The organism is Pseudomonas sp. Eqa60 (genome assembly GCF_018326405.1).
Taxonomy (GTDB): domain Bacteria; phylum Pseudomonadota; class Gammaproteobacteria; order Pseudomonadales; family Pseudomonadaceae; genus Aquipseudomonas; species Aquipseudomonas protegens.
In genome coordinates this window covers 1,430,655-1,449,127 of the sequence record NZ_AP024342.1, presented here as the reverse complement: position 1 = coordinate 1,449,127, position 18,473 = coordinate 1,430,655, and the positions used below count along the sequence as shown (strand labels likewise).

At 60.7% G+C, this 18,473-nt stretch carries 20 protein-coding genes; 2 read left to right on the top strand and 18 right to left on the bottom strand.

The genetic code is table 11. The annotated features are described in order from the left end of the window. Positions 1 to 10: 10 nt before the first annotated feature. From KI242_RS06405 to KI242_RS06355, 11 genes are all read right to left on the bottom strand, one after another. The gene (locus tag KI242_RS06405) at positions 11 to 1,177 is read right to left on the bottom strand and encodes a phage tail sheath family protein (RefSeq protein ID WP_212805992.1); all 1,167 of its coding nucleotides are present in this window, start codon (positions 1,175 to 1,177) and stop codon (positions 11 to 13) included. Between the two features lie 101 nt (positions 1,178 to 1,278). Further along, entirely contained in the window at positions 1,279 to 1,731 is a 453-nt protein-coding gene (locus KI242_RS06400) for a phage tail assembly chaperone (RefSeq protein WP_141323252.1), read from the bottom strand. After that, entirely contained in the window at positions 1,728 to 2,498 is a 771-nt protein-coding gene (locus KI242_RS06395; protein WP_134532553.1) for a hypothetical protein, read from the bottom strand. Before KI242_RS06395 ends, KI242_RS06400 begins: the two co-directional genes overlap by 4 nt. Further along, on the bottom strand, positions 2,498 to 3,724 hold the full coding sequence (locus tag KI242_RS06390; protein WP_015634352.1) for a phage tail protein: 1,227 nt from the start codon (positions 3,722 to 3,724) through the stop codon (positions 2,498 to 2,500). Before KI242_RS06390 ends, KI242_RS06395 begins: the two co-directional genes overlap by 1 nt. Beyond that, positions 3,721 to 4,326 (bottom strand): phage tail protein I, encoded by a 606-nt coding sequence (locus KI242_RS06385; RefSeq protein ID WP_183001393.1) that lies wholly within the window; start codon positions 4,324 to 4,326, stop codon positions 3,721 to 3,723. Before KI242_RS06385 ends, KI242_RS06390 begins: the two co-directional genes overlap by 4 nt. 1 nt (position 4,327) lies before the next feature. Continuing rightward, complete coding sequence (locus KI242_RS06380; protein WP_053149296.1) at positions 4,328 to 5,209, bottom strand: baseplate J/gp47 family protein; 882 nt, start codon at positions 5,207 to 5,209, stop codon at positions 4,328 to 4,330. Next, positions 5,206 to 5,532: a GPW/gp25 family protein gene (locus KI242_RS06375; RefSeq protein WP_015634349.1), complete on the bottom strand. Its 327-nt coding sequence runs from the start codon at positions 5,530 to 5,532 to the stop codon at positions 5,206 to 5,208. Before KI242_RS06375 ends, KI242_RS06380 begins: the two co-directional genes overlap by 4 nt. Positions 5,533 to 5,536: 4 nt before the next feature. Next, positions 5,537 to 5,740 carry a hypothetical protein gene (locus KI242_RS06370; RefSeq protein ID WP_015634348.1) on the bottom strand — a complete coding sequence of 68 codons (204 nt, stop codon included), beginning with the start codon at positions 5,738 to 5,740 and terminating at the stop codon, positions 5,537 to 5,539. A gap of 92 nt (positions 5,741 to 5,832) precedes the next feature. Continuing rightward, positions 5,833 to 6,423 carry a phage baseplate assembly protein V gene (locus KI242_RS06365; RefSeq protein ID WP_041751979.1) on the bottom strand — a complete coding sequence of 197 codons (591 nt, stop codon included), beginning with the start codon at positions 6,421 to 6,423 and terminating at the stop codon, positions 5,833 to 5,835. Between the two features lie 605 nt (positions 6,424 to 7,028). Then, entirely contained in the window at positions 7,029 to 7,379 is a 351-nt protein-coding gene (locus KI242_RS06360) for a phage holin family protein (protein ID WP_011059558.1), read from the bottom strand. Between the two features lie 517 nt (positions 7,380 to 7,896). Next, positions 7,897 to 8,643 carry an XRE family transcriptional regulator gene (locus KI242_RS06355; RefSeq protein ID WP_019093195.1) on the bottom strand — a complete coding sequence of 249 codons (747 nt, stop codon included), beginning with the start codon at positions 8,641 to 8,643 and terminating at the stop codon, positions 7,897 to 7,899. Positions 8,644 to 8,829: 186 nt separating this feature from the next. Here KI242_RS06355 and mutS point away from each other — a divergent pair, with 186 nt between their 5' ends. Together mutS and fdxA are read left to right on the top strand one after the other, a co-directional pair. After that, a complete protein-coding gene (gene mutS / locus KI242_RS06350) occupies positions 8,830 to 11,409 on the top strand; it encodes a DNA mismatch repair protein MutS (RefSeq protein ID WP_212805991.1) in 2,580 nt (859 codons plus the stop codon). 143 nt (positions 11,410 to 11,552) lie between these two features. Beyond that, positions 11,553 to 11,876 (top strand): ferredoxin FdxA, encoded by a 324-nt coding sequence (fdxA, locus tag KI242_RS06345; RefSeq protein ID WP_011059555.1) that lies wholly within the window; start codon positions 11,553 to 11,555, stop codon positions 11,874 to 11,876. 511 nt (positions 11,877 to 12,387) lie between these two features. Here fdxA and rpoS read toward each other — a convergent pair. From rpoS to fghA, 7 genes are all read right to left on the bottom strand, one after another. Then, positions 12,388 to 13,395 (bottom strand): RNA polymerase sigma factor RpoS, encoded by a 1,008-nt coding sequence (gene rpoS / locus KI242_RS06340; protein ID WP_011059554.1) that lies wholly within the window; start codon positions 13,393 to 13,395, stop codon positions 12,388 to 12,390. 106 nt (positions 13,396 to 13,501) lie between these two features. Further along, entirely contained in the window at positions 13,502 to 14,362 is an 861-nt protein-coding gene (locus KI242_RS06335) for a peptidoglycan DD-metalloendopeptidase family protein (protein WP_011059553.1), read from the bottom strand. A 212-nt stretch (positions 14,363 to 14,574) separates the two neighbouring features. Next, positions 14,575 to 15,210: a protein-L-isoaspartate(D-aspartate) O-methyltransferase gene (locus KI242_RS06330; RefSeq protein WP_169892832.1), complete on the bottom strand. Its 636-nt coding sequence runs from the start codon at positions 15,208 to 15,210 to the stop codon at positions 14,575 to 14,577. A 41-nt stretch (positions 15,211 to 15,251) separates the two neighbouring features. Further along, complete coding sequence (gene surE / locus KI242_RS06325) at positions 15,252 to 16,001, bottom strand: 5'/3'-nucleotidase SurE (protein WP_015634343.1); 750 nt, start codon at positions 15,999 to 16,001, stop codon at positions 15,252 to 15,254. Continuing rightward, positions 15,989 to 17,047, bottom strand: a complete 1,059-nt coding sequence (truD, locus tag KI242_RS06320) for a tRNA pseudouridine(13) synthase TruD (protein WP_015634342.1) — start codon at positions 17,045 to 17,047, stop codon at positions 15,989 to 15,991. The genes surE and truD overlap by 13 nt, the downstream gene beginning before the upstream one ends. Further along, the gene (gene ispF / locus KI242_RS06315) at positions 17,044 to 17,517 is read right to left on the bottom strand and encodes a 2-C-methyl-D-erythritol 2,4-cyclodiphosphate synthase (RefSeq protein WP_011059549.1); all 474 of its coding nucleotides are present in this window, start codon (positions 17,515 to 17,517) and stop codon (positions 17,044 to 17,046) included. Before ispF ends, truD begins: the two co-directional genes overlap by 4 nt. Positions 17,518 to 17,569: 52 nt before the next feature. Continuing rightward, positions 17,570 to 18,415 (bottom strand): S-formylglutathione hydrolase, encoded by an 846-nt coding sequence (gene fghA, locus KI242_RS06310; RefSeq protein WP_019093198.1) that lies wholly within the window; start codon positions 18,413 to 18,415, stop codon positions 17,570 to 17,572. Positions 18,416 to 18,473 lie beyond the last annotated feature (58 nt).

The following is an 18,473-nucleotide window of genomic DNA, read 5'->3' as shown; positions in this document are numbered from 1 at the left end:
CTGCTGCTCCTTAAGCGGTGTGTTCGAGGACTTCGGTCAGCCACTGGTTGGTGACCTCGACGCGGAAGTTGGGGTTTTCGGCCGGTGGCACGTCGGTGAAGCGGATGTTCCAGTACACCTTGCCCTGCTCCAGCTGGCTGGCAGTGTTGAGTTCGGCGTCGGCGTAGACCTCGAAATTGATGATCGCGCCCTGGTTCTTCAGATCACGCATGAACGCCTGCAGGCTCTCGGTAACGTCCTTGACGTAGGTCGCGGTGATCGAGCGGTCCACTGCCCATTTGTGGCCGTAGAGGATCGCGTCCATGACGATGTCCATGGTCCGTACCCGGGTGACAAAGGCCCACTTCGGATCGCTGGACAGCGTGCGGTTGCCCCACAGGCGGAAACCTTCATCACGAATGATGGTTGTGATGTTGGCGTTGTTCAGCAGGTTGGCGCGGCAGGTTTCATCGCCGTCCAGGAACTCGATGGCACGCGCAGTGCCGGTGATGCCGACAAACTCCTTGTTCGACGGCGAGGCCCAGAAGCCGTACTCGTTGTCGGTCCAGGCAAACAGGCCCGCGACCCAGGCCGAAGCCGGCGCATCGACGGTGGCGCTGGCGCCGTTGTCCCAGTACTGAATGCCCGGGTCGACCATGTAGGCGCGCTTGGCGCCGAAGTGCTTGGCATACGCCATGGCCGCTTCGTCGGTGCTGTTGGGGCCATCGATGATCGCCAGGCCACGCAGCTTGTCGGCCAGGGCCACCAGCGCAGTACCGACCGCCTGGGTCGAACTGTGCTTGGGGGTCACCAGCAACCGCGGCTGGGCGTTGAAACGGCTCTTGCCATCCAGCAAGGCTTGCAGGCCGGTACGCTTGCCGTCGGCCAGCACCCCGCCGATGATCGCCGAGGTCTGCTCGGCCGCATCCGCCACCTTGGCCACGCCGCAAGCGACGATCACCGCCTTGGCCCGCTGGTAGATGGCCTGGCAGGCCTTGGTGATGGCCGCATCCGGGCCCCAGGCCGCGATAGCCTCACGCTCGTTGGTGATCAGCAGCAGGTCGTTGGCCTTGGCGCTGAAGTCAGGGCCTTCGGTGAAGGTATCCACCAGGCCGATGATCGAAGACGTGGGCAGCGAGATGGTGCGTGCGCCGGTGTCGACGTTGGTGACAGTAACGCCGTGGAAAAAACCACTCATGGATAAACTCCAGACATGAAAAAGCCCCGGGTGAAGGGGGCTCGTAGGGATGATTGATTAGTGGGAAGCGGGAAAGAAAACGCCCCGGCGGTGCGGGGCGTTTATCGGGTTTGTTCGGCGATCCAGGATGGAGCTGCCGGGCGGTGTTCGGTTTGTGGGAAGTGCGGGGATTGGGGCCAGTCGCGTAGGGATTGCATGTACATCAGAAGCTCGTTGAACTGCTGCTCCGAAAGATTGGTGGATACCTTCATTTCAAGCTGATCGTAATGGCGATCGCGCAGCCAGGTCACCGTCGTCAACTGCGCGGCACGCCAGAGTCGCTCATCGTCTCCAAGGCTGGAAGGTTCAACCATTGCCTGGAGTGCTTGAGGCAACTCCAAGGCGACAGCTGGAGCTGGGCGCATACTCTCGATGACTTGGGCCAAGGCCACGGCATCGATGTCGGGGGTGGTCAGAATCTCCTGGGGTATGTAGTGGTTCAGCGTTACATCGCCCCAGTCGACAAGCATGGTGCCAGCGGTCGCCGACACAGAGAGAACTTTAAATCCATTCACAAGATATTCCCCTTTACTCGATCAGGGCTGTTGCCCGCTTCAAAGATCAAGTTGTTGCCATTTTTCTCAATCGAATAACCGCCAGCACCAGCGGGATTGGACGAGCCGACACCAGGGCTGCCCGGTGCTCCGCCGGCACCACCATTCCACCCGGCGGTGTACCAGCCGCCAGCGCCGCCAGCATCCAAAGTGCCGGCCGCTGGATAGCCATAGCCGTAAGTCGAGACTTGATACATCCCTCCACCCACGCCACCAGGACGCCCCGCGCCGCCGCCACCGCCGGTGTGCAGTACGTTGGGCCAATAGGCATCCCCACCGCCCCCGCCGCCACCGAAAATGTACCCGTTACGGTTGTCCAACGTTGCTGGGTAATCCAGAACAAAGGCTGTAGCGCCTGGCAAAGGGCGAGGAGGATAAGCCCCCGCGCCGCCCGCACCACGGATGTAGTGTTCATTGATGATTTTCAGTGTGGAGCCTGGGGGAAATACACCCGTTCTCAGTGAGTATCCAGCGCCACCGCCGTAGATCATCGCGCGATTGATAAAGAGATAATTCCGGGCTCTGGCGGGACTGCCCATGAGCTCAAAAATGCTCGCACCTGCTCGCTCCACCGTGTTGATAAACACAAACGTTCGCCGCCAGACCGTGCGCCACCCACTTTCGGTTTTGATGAACAGTTCCGCACCCTCTCGCCAGCCGTCTGCAAGCTTTACATAAGGCATGACACCAGGCCGGTAACCGCCATCCAGTTTTACGTGGAAGTTCATCATGGCTCCTCGTATTGCAGCCAAAGCGTACCGACCGCCCCCTCAGTGGGTTTAGGGGCATTTGGAGAGTAGATCAGCCGATTCGCCGGTAAAGCATCAGTGATGCCATATCCTGCAAGCGTGGTCGCTTTGTCTGCTTTTCGCGTCGGGTCAAAGTTGCCAGCATTCCATAGCAAGTTGCCAAAGACGGTGGCGGTCCTGTCGGCAAGACTCAAAAGAAGCGGTGTTGACGTTTCACCGCCATAACTTGCAAAAACCCTCACGTTGTTATTTAGAACATCCATGCGAGCGTCACAGGTGGGCGTCACCCAGCCAAACTCCGGCGAGTCGTTATTGTCACTCGACAGCAATACCGATCCCGTCAACCGTCCACCCGTTGTGGGAAGCAAATTGCTGACTGCGCTCGCCAGGTCAGTTTTTGTTACCCCGTCTGTAATCCCATATCCACCGAGAGTGGTGGCTTTTACTGCTTTGCCGGCAAGCGCATTCGTCACTGTCGTTGAAAAGCCAGGGTCATCGCCCACTGCGCCAGCCAGCTTTTTTAGTGTGTCGAGTGCAACAGGCGCCGCCGCTACGATGCTCTCCTTTGAAAGCTGTATGGCTGAACTGGTCTCTGACTTGGTAAATGCATCAGCAATGCCATAACCGGATAGCGTTGTGGGGTTGGTGCCACTGACAACTATGCCTCGCTTATCGATAGTGACTTGCCGATAAGCGCCGGCAACCTTATCCGCCGGAAGGGCTGCCACCAGGGAGTCATCCACATATTGACGAGTCGCCAGCACCACCGCCGGGTCGATCTTCAACACGATCTGCGCAGTGTTGGCGACGATGAAGTTCATGCGGATGACCTGGGTCTTGCCGGTACCCTGGGCCAGCAGGGGCTTGAAGCTTGGTGCGCAGTTGGCCACCGCCACCAGGTCGCCGTCTGCGTCGAGCAGGCCGATTTCACGGATCCAGCGCCCGCCGACATCAGGCGGAATCACCTGTTCGGTGATGATGATGTTGGGGTTGGCCGGATCAGTACGCACCTGATTGACCGGGGCACGTCGCCATTCGTTGATCAGCTTGGTCTGGGTTCTGTTCGGGATGGGGTCGGTGCCGTTGGCATCGCCGATAGCCATTTCCTTGAAGGTCCAGGGCGTGCCCAGGGCAGTGGCGTTGGCCTGTTTCGCCTCGCCCACCGCAGTGAGGATGGCGAAGAACTGACTGTTGGAATCGATCATGAGTACACATCCAGGGTGTCTGTTTCATCAATGCACATGACCTGGCCGTAACGGCCGATCACTTCAATATCGCGAGGGGTCGGGGGGTAAACGTCGAGTACTTCACCCTGGTCCACATAAGCGCCGTAACCGATGACACCGGAGGTTTCCAGGCTGATGGCAAGGCCCGTCATGTGCCGGCTCACCGGCCTGGCGTCATCGATCAGCCGGGTCAGTTCCTGGTACATCTGTTCGGTGATGCCGGTATCCAGCACCCCGACTTTCAGGGCAAAGGTGGCTGGCTCGCCTTCGGGAGCCATCTGCCACCACTCGACCACTTCAATCAGGTAGCCCAGCGGTTCCACCACACGGCGCAAAGCGCCGATGGTGCCCTTGCGGGCATGGATGAAGAACGAGGCGCGAATGGCATTGCGCTTGACCGTCTCGCTCCAGCGCGGGTCCCAGCGATCCACCGACCAGGCCCAGGCCAGCTGTGGCAGCAGGTGCACCGGGCAGGTCGAGGGGTTGTACAGGGTGCGCAACATGGTGGCGGTGTCGCTGCTGTTGGTCGCCTCCAGGGCGCGTTCCAAGAGTGTGCTGTTGCTTGGCAGCAGGCTGGTCATATCAGCTCCCCAAGGTAACGCTGTAGCCGGTGCAATACGCGGCCTGGGCCTTGCTCGGGACTATGTCCTGCCAACCCCGCAGTTCAACCCGAGCCACGCCGGCCACATGCAGCTGGGCATCTATGGCTGAACGCGCCACCTCGATGCCCAGGCGCCGGCGTGGGTTGACCCAGGCGGCCAGCTTGCGCTCGGCCTCTGCCAGGGCGGCATCGCTTTCCGGGCCCGGCCCTTTCATGTGCAGCACCGCGTCGATGCGATACGGCAGTATCTGGGCGCTGTTCACCGTGACCCGATCCCCCAGCGGTCGCACGTCCTCGTCATTGAGGGCCGCGGCGACCGTCGCCAGCAGTTCCGGCGCCGCTGCGCCGTCACCTTCCAGGCTCATCACCGTAACCGTGACGCAGGCCGGTGACGGGCTTTCGGCCTCGGCGTCCGCCACCCGGGCCGAGGCATTGCGGGCATGCAGGATGTAGCTGTTGCGTGGCCCGGCGGTGGTCAGGCCTTCATAGGCCAGTTGGACACGCTCGCGCAGTGCGTCGTCGGCTTCCTTGACCTGCGCCACAGGCGGTACCGCTTGCAGGTCACCGGCCTGGATCACCAGGCGCTGCAGGTTGACGTTGGCGGCCAACTGATCCAGGTCCGTGCCTTGGGCATGGGCCAGCAGCAGCGCCTTGGCCGCATCGTTGACCCGGGCCCGCAACAGCATGTCGCCGTAGGCCGACAGCTCCAGTTGCTTGGTGACCGGATCGCTTTCCAGATTGGCCGTCCAGTTGTCGCCCATATAGCGGCGAAAGGTCGCCAGCTTGCCCTGATACAGCGCTTCAAAATCCAGGGTTTCCAGCACCTGCGGCGCCGGCAGTGCCGATAAATCCAGCATGCTCATGCCGTCACCTCCAAAACCGCGTCATTACCCAGGTAGCGGCCCGTCAGTTGGAAACTGACCTGGCCCTCCACCACCGCTACAACCTTTACCCGCTCCAGCTTCAAGCGGGGCTCCCAGCGCAACAGCGCCCGGGCGACTTCTGCCTGAACCGCGCTTTTCCAGCCACCGGTCACCGGCAAGTCGACATAACGGCGCAGGTTGCTGCCGTATTCAGGAAGCATCCGCCGGCTGCCCAAGGGCGTGGTCAGGATGTCCTCGATGGACTGCCGCAAATGCTCGATGCCGGACAGCGGCAAGCCGGTACGGCGATCCATTCCGATCATCGTGTTACTCCTGCAACTGAAAGTCCGGGTGCTGCTCCAGGTAGTCTCGGGCGAGGGTGTCGCTGACCGGTACCGATACCTCGCCCTGGGCCACCGACAGCGCGCGGCCATCCGCCAGGATCAGAATGCGCGAGGTGTAGAGGGTGTCGCGAAAGACCGCAGCGCCACTGTTGGCCGTGCGGCCGGCCTTTTTTTTCGGGATTGCCATGCTTTTCTCCGGGTACAAAAAATCCGCATTCGGCAGATTGATCGGGTTTATCGGGGTTGTAGGTTGGGTGGCCGGCGTTGATCGCCAAGGCGTCACTGCGGTGGAGCGGTTGCTCCGGGGCCGGGCATCACGGCTGGATGGATGTGGGTCGAGCCGACATTCACCCCGTTGTGCTTCAAGCTCGCACCGTTGATTTGCACCTCGCCATTCAAGGTGATTGCCCCCGTCAGGGTGATGCTGTCGGCGTTGCCGGTAATGCTGCTGTCCGTCACCAAGACCGAACTGGTGCCGACCTGAATCGTCACCGTGCCGCTGGGCAGGGAGATGCTGTAGCTCTTGGCCTGCCAGTCGTAGACCAGCGAGCCGCCATCATCGAAGCGCCAGACCTCGACGTGCTCGCGGTTATCCGGCTGGGCACCGGCATCGCCATATAGGCCGGGAACGAAGGTGCCCTGCGCCGGCTCGCCACTGGGGCTGATCAGTACGCCCTGCTCCCCCAGGCTCGGCGCCCGCCAGTGCCGGGCCTTGCCGGCGGCCTGGCTGTGCCAGCGAACCCAGGCGCTGGTCCAGCCCGCGCCATCGGATACCCGCAGTCTGCCCGCGGCAAGGTCCACGCCGACCACAGCGCAAGGCAGGATCAGGCCAGAAAGCATTCGGTCGTGAGTTGCGGTGACGTAATTCACGACATCTGCTCCGGCGCCTGATAGTGCCCCTCGTGACCGGGGCCGGTGTCGGGGCTGAAACCCAATACCAGTGTTCCCGGGGTTGATCGGGCCAGGGCCATTGTTCCTGGCCCAGGTAGATGGACTGCTGCCATTGCACGGTCCACTCGGTTTTCGGCGCCGAATCCACGGCCGTGCCGGCTGGTTTGGCCCACACCGCCTTCGCACTATCGACAGAATCAAGATTCCAGTACTGGCAACGCAGCAGGTCCATGAGCTGCGCTGCCAGAACAACCGCCTGCAAGGAGGCTTGCGCAAGGCTCGGGTCAACCCGCACCCGGGCCTCGAAGGTCGCCCGCAGGCAACTACGGCCGTCGCCCGGATCAGCTCCCGGGTCCATGCCGGTGATTGCAAAGTAGATCGCTGTCTCGGCGCAGCCATCAACGGTCTCGGGAAATGCCTCGACCTTGTGCAGATGCGGCATGGCCGTCTTGATCGTGGACGTGATGGCCTCGGGTAGCTGCGTCAGTACGCTCATTGTCTGCTTCCAGAATCAGGCCGAAGCGGCCCCGGCGGCGAAAGCCCGGGGCGCACGACCGTGTTGAGGGCGGTAGCCGCCCGGTGAATCAAGGCTGGTCCGAATGGGAATCCCGGGAAGGCGGTTCGCATACCCCGATGCGCTTGGCCGCCCAGCGCTCATAAAGGCCGATGGCGACGTCGGCGCCGGCCATGGCGGTCAGGCAACCGAAGGCGCAGGCGGTCCAGATCGACACGCCGGCGGCATACAGCAGCATGATCGCCGAGACCCCACAGACCACGCAGGCCCCGGAGCGCAGCGCCAGGCGCCGCAGCAGCGACCAGCCACGGGCGCCCTCCTTGTCGGCGCGCCACATTTCGCCGGAAACGCCACCGACCAGGGCCAGGACGATGACCAGCCAGATCGGCATGTCCAGCAACGCTTGTTGCTCGTTTGTCATTCACGTCTCCCGTGCGGATTGAGGCCAGCGAAATGGCCGGTTGATAGAAGGCTGATAACGATGTTTCAAAGGGTCCCTGTCTGTTGGTGGCCCACGTTAGGCAGGCATTCCAAAAAGCCCGGTCGCCCGGGCTTTTCAGTAATGCAAACCTTGGTCTTTCGGCACTACTGGTGCGGTACGGACCCATTCAAATTGTTCCTCCGACCGCGACCCTGTCCGCCGGATAACTGCTTCTGGTGCTTTACGCTGCACACCCGGGCCAGTTGCCAACCCTCTGAACCGTCGAGGCCGGTTCATCGCTGCCTTTGCTTTGCCACTAAAGAGCGTCTTTGCAGCCGCTGTTGCGCGGCTTGAGGCTCATATTATGCATTCATGCATATGCAGTCAATGCGTAAATGCATTTATTTATGCACAGGATTTGCTGGAATGCATGGAAGGCGCATAAACAAAGGGCTGGGGATTTTTCGCGGGCAAAAAAAAGCCCGCTCAAGGGCGGGCTTTGTTCAAGAGGGCTGGCTTAGCGAGCGTACATGCCCCACCAGAAGACGTGACCGAGGATGCTGATCTGCTCTTCCTGGATCTCCTGGAAGCTGTAGTCCTCATCCGGGTGTTCATCGCGGTTGAAGCTGCGCAGGCGGATCCCTGTAGGTAGGCGATACAGCTGCTTCACCCGCAATTGGCCGTTGTGGTTGATCGCGTAGAGGTCGCCATCAACGATGTCGCCAATTGCGCATTTGCCGGCATTGACGCCCACCGTGGCGCCGTCCCGCAGCACCGGCAACATGCTGTTGCCACGCACCGTGACGCACTTGGCCTGGTCGAACTGCACGCCGTTGTGCCGCAGGCTGCGCTTGCCGAAGCGCAGGCTGGCGCGCTCGCTTTCCTCGATGACGAATCTTCCTGATCCAGCAGCCAATTCAACCTCACGCAGAAAAGGAACCGACACCTCGTCGTCATCGACAGGGGTATCGTCGTCCCACAGGCTTATGTCCTTGAGTTCCGAATGAATCTCGTCACGGGGGGCAGCAGCCCGGGCAGGCGCGATATCCACGCGCCCACGCAACTGGTCGGTGCTCACCTGGAAGTATTCGGCGATCCGCGAGATGTGCTTATCCGAAGGATCGACGATCTTCCCGCTGAGAATCCGCGAGAGGGTGGATTGAGGCACACCGGTGCGACGGTGAAGCTCCGTGGGGGAGATTCCGTCACGATCCAGCAGCTCTCTTAAGACAGTAGAAACGTTGCGTATTTGCATAGAACGCATATTGCTTGATCTTTTGCGCAATGACAAATGCTGATTTGCATATATGTAATGCATTTACCGGACAACCACAGGAGCGCCTTGGTGCCTGCGAGGCCGGGGCACCCATGGTAACCTTGCCGCCATCTGCAAAAAGCCGAGCCCAGCGCTCCTTTGCTTCACCCATTCAACGAATCCGCCTGAATACCAATGAGTAAAAATACCTCCGATCTGTCCTCCCACACGCCGATGATGCAGCAGTACTGGCGCCTCAAGAACCAGCACCCTGATCAGTTGATGTTCTACCGCATGGGCGACTTCTACGAGATCTTCTATGAAGACGCGAAGAAGGCCGCCAAGCTGCTGGACATCACCCTGACGGCGCGCGGGCAGTCGGCCGGCCAGGCGATTCCCATGTGCGGTATTCCTTACCACGCCGCCGAGGGCTACCTGGCCAAGCTGGTAAAGCTCGGCGAGTCGGTGGTGATCTGCGAACAGGTGGGGGACCCGGCAACCAGCAAGGGCCCGGTGGAGCGCCAGGTGGTGCGTATCATCACGCCAGGCACCGTGAGTGACGAGGCTCTGCTGGATGAGCGCCGCGACAACCTGATCGCCGCCGTGCTGGGCGACGAGCGCCTGTTCGGCCTGGCGGTGCTGGACATCACCAGCGGCAACTTCAGCGTCCTGGAAATCAAGGGCTGGGAGAACCTGCTGGCCGAGTTGGAACGCATCAATCCAGTGGAGCTGCTGATCCCCGATGACTGGCCACAAGGCTTGCCGGCGGAAAAACGCCGCGGTGTGCGACGCCGTGCCCCCTGGGATTTCGAGCGGGACTCGGCGCACAAGAGCCTCTGCCAGCAGTTCTCTACCCAGGACCTCAAGGGCTTTGGCTGCGAAACCCTGACCCTGGCCATCGGCGCCGCCGGTTGCCTGCTCAGCTATGCCAAGGAAACCCAGCGTACCGCCCTGCCCCACCTGCGCAGCCTGCGTCATGAGCGCCTGGATGACACCGTGGTGTTGGACGGTGCCAGCCGTCGCAACCTGGAACTGGACACCAACCTAGCGGGCGGGCGCGACAACACCCTGCAATCGGTGGTCGACCGCTGCCAGACCGCCATGGGCAGCCGTTTGCTGACCCGCTGGCTGAACCGCCCGCTGCGCGACCTCAAGGTGCTGGAAGCGCGCCAGTCCTCTATTACTTGCCTGCTGGACGGCTACCGTTTCGAACGGCTGCAACCGCAGTTGAAGGAAATCGGCGATATCGAGCGGATTCTGGCGCGAATCGGCCTGCGCAATGCTCGTCCGCGGGACTTGGCCCGTCTACGTGATGCCCTGGCTGCACTGCCCGAGCTGCAAGAAGCCATGACCGAGCTGGAGGCCACTCACCTCAATCAGCTGGCTGCCACCACCAGCACCTACCCGGAGCTGGCCGCTCTGCTGGCCAAGGCCATCATCGACAACCCGCCGGCGGTGATCCGTGACGGCGGTGTACTCAAGACCGGCTACGACGCCGAGCTCGACGAGCTGCAGTCGCTGAGCGAGAACGCCGGACAGTTCCTGATTGACCTGGAAGCCCGCGAGAAAGCCCGTACCGGCCTGGCCAACCTCAAGGTCGGCTACAACCGTATCCATGGCTATTTCATCGAGCTGCCAAGCAAGCAGGCCGAACAGGCCCCGGCGGACTACATTCGCCGCCAGACATTGAAAGGCGCCGAGCGCTTCATCACTCCGGAACTCAAGGAGTTCGAAGACAAGGCGCTATCGGCCAAGAGCCGTGCCCTGGCCCGGGAGAAGATGCTCTACGACGCGCTGCTGGAAACCCTGATCAGCCATTTGCCGACGTTGCAGGATACCGCTGGTGCCCTGGCTGAGCTGGACGTGTTGAGCAACCTGGCCGAGCGCGCCTTGAACCTGGACCTCAACTGCCCACGTTTTGTCAGCGAACCTTGCATGCGCATCACCCAGGGTCGTCACCCAGTGGTGGAGCAAGTGTTGACCACGCCTTTCGTGGCCAACGACCTGAGCCTGGACGACAACACGCGGATGCTGGTGATCACCGGTCCGAACATGGGCGGTAAATCCACCTATATGCGCCAGACGGCCCTGATCGTGCTGCTGGCCCATATCGGCAGCTTCGTCCCGGCGGCTAGCTGCGAGCTGTCCCTGGTGGACCGGATCTTCACCCGTATCGGCTCCAGCGACGACCTGGCCGGCGGCCGTTCGACCTTCATGGTGGAAATGAGCGAAACCGCGAACATCCTGCACAACGCAACGGAACGCAGCCTGGTGCTGATGGACGAAGTGGGACGCGGTACCAGCACCTTTGACGGACTTTCCCTGGCCTGGGCTGCGGCAGAACGTCTCGCCCACCTGCGCGCCTATACCCTGTTCGCCACCCACTATTTCGAACTGACGGTACTGCCGGAAAGCGAGCCGCTGGTGGCCAACGTGCACCTCAATGCCACCGAGCACAATGAGCGCATTGTGTTCCTGCACCATGTCCTTCCAGGCCCAGCCAGCCAGAGCTATGGGCTGGCGGTAGCCCAGCTGGCCGGGGTTCCCAGCGCAGTCATCACCCGCGCCCGGGAGCACTTGAGCCGCCTGGAAACCACCAGTTTGCCCCATGAAGTGGCGCCTCAAGCGCCGGGCAAACCCTCGGTTCCGCAACAAAGCGACATGTTCGCCAGCCTGCCGCACCCGGTGCTCGACGACCTGGCCAAGCTGGATCTGGATGACATGACGCCACGCCGAGCGCTGGAAATGCTCTATACATTGAAGACACGCATCTAACGCGAACGCCTTCAAGCTGTTAGAATCTCGCGCGGTTTGGGATGCTGCGGACTATTAGCCTGGTTGCGCAGACTATCGCTCCCAAACCTGGCGACCCCGTCATGTAGGGGCTCCGCTGCCGCCGCCTGAGGAGAGAATTAGAAATGACCTTCGTCGTCACCGACAACTGCATCAAGTGCAAGTACACCGACTGCGTAGAAGTCTGTCCGGTGGACTGCTTTTACGAAGGCCCGAACTTCCTGGTGATTCACCCGGATGAGTGCATTGATTGCGCACTGTGTGAGCCTGAATGCCCCGCTGTAGCGATTTTCTCCGAGGATGAAGTCCCGGAAGAGATGCAAGAATTCATTCAGTTGAACGTCGAGCTGGCAGAGATCTGGCCGAACATCACTGAAAAGAAAGATCCGTTGCCGGATGCCGAAGAGTGGGATGGCGTCAAAGGCAAGATCAAGGATCTCGAACGCTGATTGCAGCTGCGTTCCCAAAGGCCCCTTGCGGGCCTTTTTGCGTTTCTGGGGCAAGGAAACTCCGGCGGGACTTTTCGACAGACGAAAAAAAGGGGCGGTATGACCCGCCCACATTTTTCCCTAGTCCCTGTGTTCCTTTTCATCGTCCTGATGAATCGCTTCCTGCGATGTCCTGACCATCGTCCTTGATGGCTGTGTCTATCCGTCGACACAGGGCTGATATTAGAGAGTTCCCCGGCAAGAGCAATCGCACTATTCGTGTGAAACTTGGTCGAAACTCATAGCCACTCATAAAAAATATTATATAAATCAATAATATAAAAAACAGCCTACGCAAAACTAGACAACGCAGAAGTAGCCGAGAACCGAATGCGTACGAAAAAGTAATCTTTGGCTTACATGACGGTTGAGAGTTAAGCCAACTTCTCTGGCAATAGCCCATTCAAAACCACAAGCTGCGTGCAATAAAAAGCCCCGAGTCGATCGGGGCTCTTGTGAATCGATCCAGTGGCTACTGAAACAGCGACTCACTGGACAATCCATTCTTCTCGAGAATTTCCCGAAGGCGCTTGAGCCCTTCAACCTGGATCTGCCGAACCCGCTCACGGGTCAGACCGATCTCCAGGCCCACATCTTCAAGGGTGCTGCTCTCGTGTCCTCGCAGGCCGAAACGTCGCACTACCACTTCACGCTGCTTCTCGGTCAATTCGGAAAGCCACTGATCGATACTTTGTGACAGATCGTCGTCCTGCAACAGCTCACAAGGATCTGTCGGACGGTCGTCGGTCAGGGTATCCAGCAGGGTCTTGTCCGAATCCGGGCCCAGGGAGACATCAACCGAAGAAACCCGCTCGTTCAGGCCGAGCATGCGTTTGACTTCGGCCACCGGCTTCTCCAGCAGGTTGGCGATTTCTTCGGGGGAGGGTTCATGATCGAGTTTTTGCGTCAACTCACGGGCGGCGCGCAAGTAGACGTTGAGTTCTTTGACCACATGGATCGGCAACCGGATGGTCCGGGTCTGATTCATGATGGCCCGCTCGATGGTCTGACGAATCCACCAGGTGGCATAGGTCGAGAAGCGGAAGCCGCGTTCCGGATCGAACTTCTCCACCGCTCGGATCAGCCCGAGGTTGCCCTCTTCGATCAGATCCAGCAGCGACAGGCCACGATTGACATAGCGCCGGGCGATTTTCACCACCAGCCGCAAGTTGCTTTCAATCATGCGCTTGCGCCCGGCCGGATCACCACTTTGCGACAACCGCGCAAAGTGCACTTCCTCTTCGGGGGAGAGCAATGGAGAAAAACCGATTTCATTGAGGTACAGCTGCGTGGCATCGAGTGCACGCGTGTAATCAATGTATTTGTGTTGCTTTAATGAAGCGGAGCTTTTGGATTTGGTGCGAACGGAAGGTGGAGTTGCCCCCTCATTATTCGACATCGAATCCATATCGATGCTGCTCTCCATAAGGAGAACCTCATCGTCGATGTCAAACTCCGGCACTTCTTTACTGAGAGCCATTGTTATAGTCCTTTGGTGAGTTCGACCTCAGGCTCAAGCGGCGCCTTTATCCCTGGCAACGCTGGAGCCTGTTCCCTCTACGTGAGCGGAACAGGCTGGTAACGGATCAACGACGTGGCAGGAATTGCAGCGGATCTACAGGTTTACCTTGTCGGCGAATCTCAAAGTGCAGTTTCACCCGGTCTGTACCAGTTGATCCCATCTCGGCAATTGTCTGTCCGACTTTGACCTGCTGTCCCTCCCGAACCAATAGCTTGCGGTTGTGGCCGTAAGCACTGACGTAGGTTTCGTTGTGTTTGATGATGACTAATTCGCCGTAGCCCCTTAAGCCACTCCCGGCGTAAACCACCGTCCCATCAGACGCAGCTAAAACAGGCTGTCCCAAATCTCCGGCGATATCAATGCCTTTATTCAAACTACCGTTTGAAGAAAATTTTCCAATCAGAACACCGTTCGAAGGCCATCCCCAACCCGTAGGAGCGGGGCCCGCGGGGGTAGCCGGAGCAGGCGCCGGCTTGCTCGCCGGGTTGGTGGTGGTGGCAGTTGCAGGCGTTGTCGTGGTGCCTGCCGGGCGACGAATGACCGTGGTCTTGCTGGAGGAAGAGGCACTGGACTGGGTGCTGGTAACAACCGTCGCCGGCGTAGTGCCAGTGCGGCCGTCAAAGCGAATGACCTGCCCGGGATGGATGGTGTAAGGCTCGGCGATGTTGTTGCGAGCGGCCAGCGCCTTGTAGTCCCAGCCATAGCGGAAGGCAATGGAAAACAAGGTGTCTCCGCGACGCACCGCGTACTGCCCGGTGGTCACCGTAGGGCGCTGCGGCGCAACAGTGTTACTGCGCTCGACCACCCCCACGCTGCTGGATTTGGTGCTGGAGCAACCGACCAACAAGGAACTCAAGGCAAGGCCAATCATCAGTCGCTGAAAGCTTGTTGTACCTATACGCTGCGCAATGACTGTGAGACTCACCCGCCGCTCCCTTTGTGGTGGTTGACGATATAGATTGCCTGACTCAGGCGTGAAGTGACGCAAGTATAACTGGACACAGGCGCTTTACCGCTGGCCCAGCACAAGGACAGCCGCAAGAACCTGCCTCTGACCGTCGTATCACTCATTGACGATCGATACGGCACTAAGACACAGCCCGCCAGACAGAATTCACCCCAGCCTGATAAATGCCTTCAGGCCAGGGGACCATTGAGCAACGGCACAAAACGCACCGCCCCCAGGACGTGCCGGGCAAAGCCCTGTTCTTCACGGATGATCAGCATCAACTGCTGCACCTCCCCTGCCCCCACCGGAATCACCAGGCGCCCGCCAGGCGCGAGTTGATCGAGCAGGGCCTGGGGGATATCGGTGGCGACGGCAGTGACGATGATGCCGTTATAGGGCGCCAGCGCCGGCCAGCCTTCCCAGCCGTCGCCCCAGCGAAATACGACGTTGCGCAGGTTCAATTCCTGCAGGCGCTCCTTGGCCCGGTCTTGCAGGACCTTGATCCGCTCCACCGAAAACACCCGCTCCACCAGCTGCGACAACACCGCAGTCTGGTAGCCCGAACCGGTGCCGATCTCCAGTACCTTGTCCAGCGGCCCGGCCGCCAGCAGCAGCTCACTCATGCGGGCCACCATATAAGGCTGGGAGATGGTCTGGTTGTGGCCGATCGGCAGCGCCGTGTCTTCATAGGCACGATGGGCCAGGGCCTCATCGACAAACAGATGCCGCGGTGTGCGCCGAATCACTTCCAGTACCTGAGGGTTGGACAGCCCCTCGTCATACAGGCGCTGGATCAGGCGTTCGCGGGTACGCTGGGAAGTCATGCCGATTCCCCGCCGCAGCAGATCGTCTTGCTCGCGAGCCATCAGCGCAGCCCCTCCAACCAGCCATCCAGACTCCTGAACGCGTCATTGAAGGTGCGATCCAGCTGCAGCGGCGTGACAGACACGTAGCCCTGCATCACTGCATGAAAGTCGGTGCCGGGCCCGCCATCCTCGGCGTCGCCGGCGGCAGCGATCCAGTAACCCGCCTTGCCGCGGGGGTCGACCACCTTCATCGGTGCCGCAGCACGGGCGCGATGGCCCAGGCGGGTCAACTGGATGCCCCGAATATGATCAAGCGGCAGGTTGGGAATATTCACGTTCAACACCGTCCGTGGTGGTAAATCCAGCAAGGCCTGGGCTTGCACCAGCTTGCGCGCGAAATAGGCTGCGGTCGCAAGGTTCTCCACCTGGCGCGAGACCAGCGAAAAGGCGATCGCAGGGCGTTGCAGGAAGCGCCCTTCCAATGCAGCGGCGACCGTCCCGGAGTACAGCACGTCATCACCGAGGTTGGCCCCCAGGTTGATGCCCGACACCACCATGTCCGGGTCATGCTCCAGCAGGCCGTTGAGCCCCAGGTGAACACAGTCGGTGGGGGTGCCATTGATGCTGATAAAGCCGTTGCCAAGGGTGTGCGGATGCAACGGACGGTCGAGCGTCAGCGAGCTGCTGGCGCCGCTTTTGTCTTGATCCGGAGCGATAACCACGCACTCGGCGTAATCCGCCAGCGCAGCGTGCAACGCCGCGATACCGGGTGCAGTTACCCCATCATCGTTAGAAATCAGAATGCGCATGAGCTGTCCGTCTGCCCCACCGGCACCAGATCGACGAGTTCACGCACCAAGGCGGTGGCGAAACATCCGGCCGGGAGGACGAATTCCAGTTGCAGAATATCAGGCTCGGGATAATGCCACGTCAAACCGCCAATGGGCAGCCGCAGGATGCGTCGTTCGTGGCTCATGCCGGCTTTTATCAGCCATTCGCACAGTGCCGCCTCGCGGTCGGCCATCTGCTGTTCAAGTTCATGAACCACACCACCCGCCGGAGACTCGCCTTCGCCCCACAACGGGCCTGTGGGATGCAAGTCAAGAATTGCCAGGCGCGGATCCGTGCATTCATCCGGGCCGGCCATGAAAAAGCTGCGGCTGTCGGTAAATGCCAGCAAGTCGCCCACTTGCGCCTGCTGCCAAGTGCCGTCCGCCACTCGCGCTGCCAGCGCCTGGTTGAACAGGTAGCTGCGGGCGGTGGACAACAGGCGCGAACGCACATTGCGCTGCTCCGGCAGCGCCTGGCGGGCAGCCCAGCTACGGGCGTCCGCCAGGTTGCCACCGTCGTAGCCGAAGCGCTGGGCGCCGAAATAGTTGGGAATACCTTGAGCGGCAATCCTCTTCAGGCGCTCGTCGATGGCTGCCTGATCCGCCTTGAGCTCTGTCAGACGCAGGGTAAAGCCATTGGCGGCATGGGCCCCACGCTGCAATTTGCGCTTGTGGCGGGTGGCCTCGAGGATCTTCAGAGTGTGATTTTCCGCTGCGCCAAGATCCGGATCGGCCTTGCCCGGCAGTTGCACACTGAACCACTGGCGGGTCAGCGCCTGGCGATCCTTGAGCCCGGCATAGCTGACGGTGCGCAACGACACCCCCGCCGCCTTGGCGATCCGCCGCGCCGCTTCCTCGGTGTTCAAGCCGCGTTTTTCCACCCACAGCCACAGATGCTCGCCTTCCCCGCTCAGCGGGATATCGAGTACTTCATCAACCTGGAAGTCTTCGGCAGTGGCCTTGAGTACGGCGCTGCCCAGGGCATCGCCATAGGCCCGCGGGCCCAACAATTGCAGTTCATTCATGGGCGTTGCAACAAGGCCACGGAATGCACGGCGATGCCTTCCTCGCGGCCGACAAAGCCGAGTTTTTCGGTGGTGGTTGCCTTCACGTTCACCTGGTCCAGCTCGACCTGCAGGTCCTCGGCAATCAAGGCCCGCATGGTTTCAATGTGAGGTGCCATTTTCGGTGCCTGGGCGACGATGGTGTTGTCGACGTTGCCGATCTTCCAGCCCTTGGCATGAATCAGCGCGACAACATGACGCAGCAGGACACGGCTGTCGGCGCCCTTGAACTGCGGATCGGTGTCCGGAAAGTGCTTGCCGATATCACCCAGCGCGGCAGCGCCCAGAAGGGCATCACTGAGTGCGTGTAACAGCACATCACCATCGGAGTGCGCGAGCAGCCCGAAATGGTGGGCAATACGCACCCCCCCCAACGTGATGAAGTCGCCCTCAGCGAAACGGTGCACATCGTAGCCGTGGCCAATACGCATAAAAAAACGCCCCGAAAAAGTCAGGGCGTGATTCTACCTGCTTTGGCAGGTATTAGGCGTTAAGAGCACGTGCATGGTGCTGCAAGTGGTCGTCTATGAAACTGGCGATAAAGAAGTAGCTGTGGTCGTACCCCGGCTGCATCCGCAACGTCAGCTCATGCCCGGCATTCTTTGCCGCTTGCTGCAGCACTTCAGGCTTGAGCTGACCGGCAAGGAAGTCGTCACGATCCCCCTGATCCACCAGCAACGGCAGCTTCTCGGTGACTTCGGCGATCAGCACGCTGGCATCCCACTCGCGCCAGCGTGAGCGTTCCTCCCCCAGGTAACGGGAAAACGCCTTCTGCCCCCAGGGGCAATCCATCGGGTTGCTGATGGGAGCGAAGGCCGAAACCGACTGATAGCGCCCCGGATTACGCAGCGCGCACACCAATGCCCCGTGACCGCCCATGGAGTGCCCGCTGATCCCACGCTTGTGCGAAGCGGGAAAATGCGCCTCCACCAGCTCCGGCAGCTCGTTCACCACATAATCGTGCATCCGGTAATGCTGGGCCCAGGGCTCCTGCGTCGCGTTCAGGTAGAACCCGGCACCCAGACCGAAATCCCAGGCACCGTCCGGGTCACCGGGCACGCCGGGGCCACGCGGGCTGGTATCCGGAGCGACGATGATCAAGCCCAGCTCGGCAGCCATGCGTTGAGCCCCGGCCTTGTGCATGAAGTTCTCGTCGGTACAGGTCAGGCCGGACAACCAGTAAAGCACCGGCAGCTTGCCGCCCTGTTCGGCCTGGGGCGGCAAATACACGGCGAACACCATGTCACAGCCCAGCACCCGGGAATGATGCTTGTAGCGTTTATGCCAGCCGCCGAAGCTTTTCTGGCAGGAAAGGTTTTCCAGACTCATGGCAGACCTCCAGCGGCACGCCGCAAGCCATGGGCCGCAAGCGGAACTCCCGCTTGGC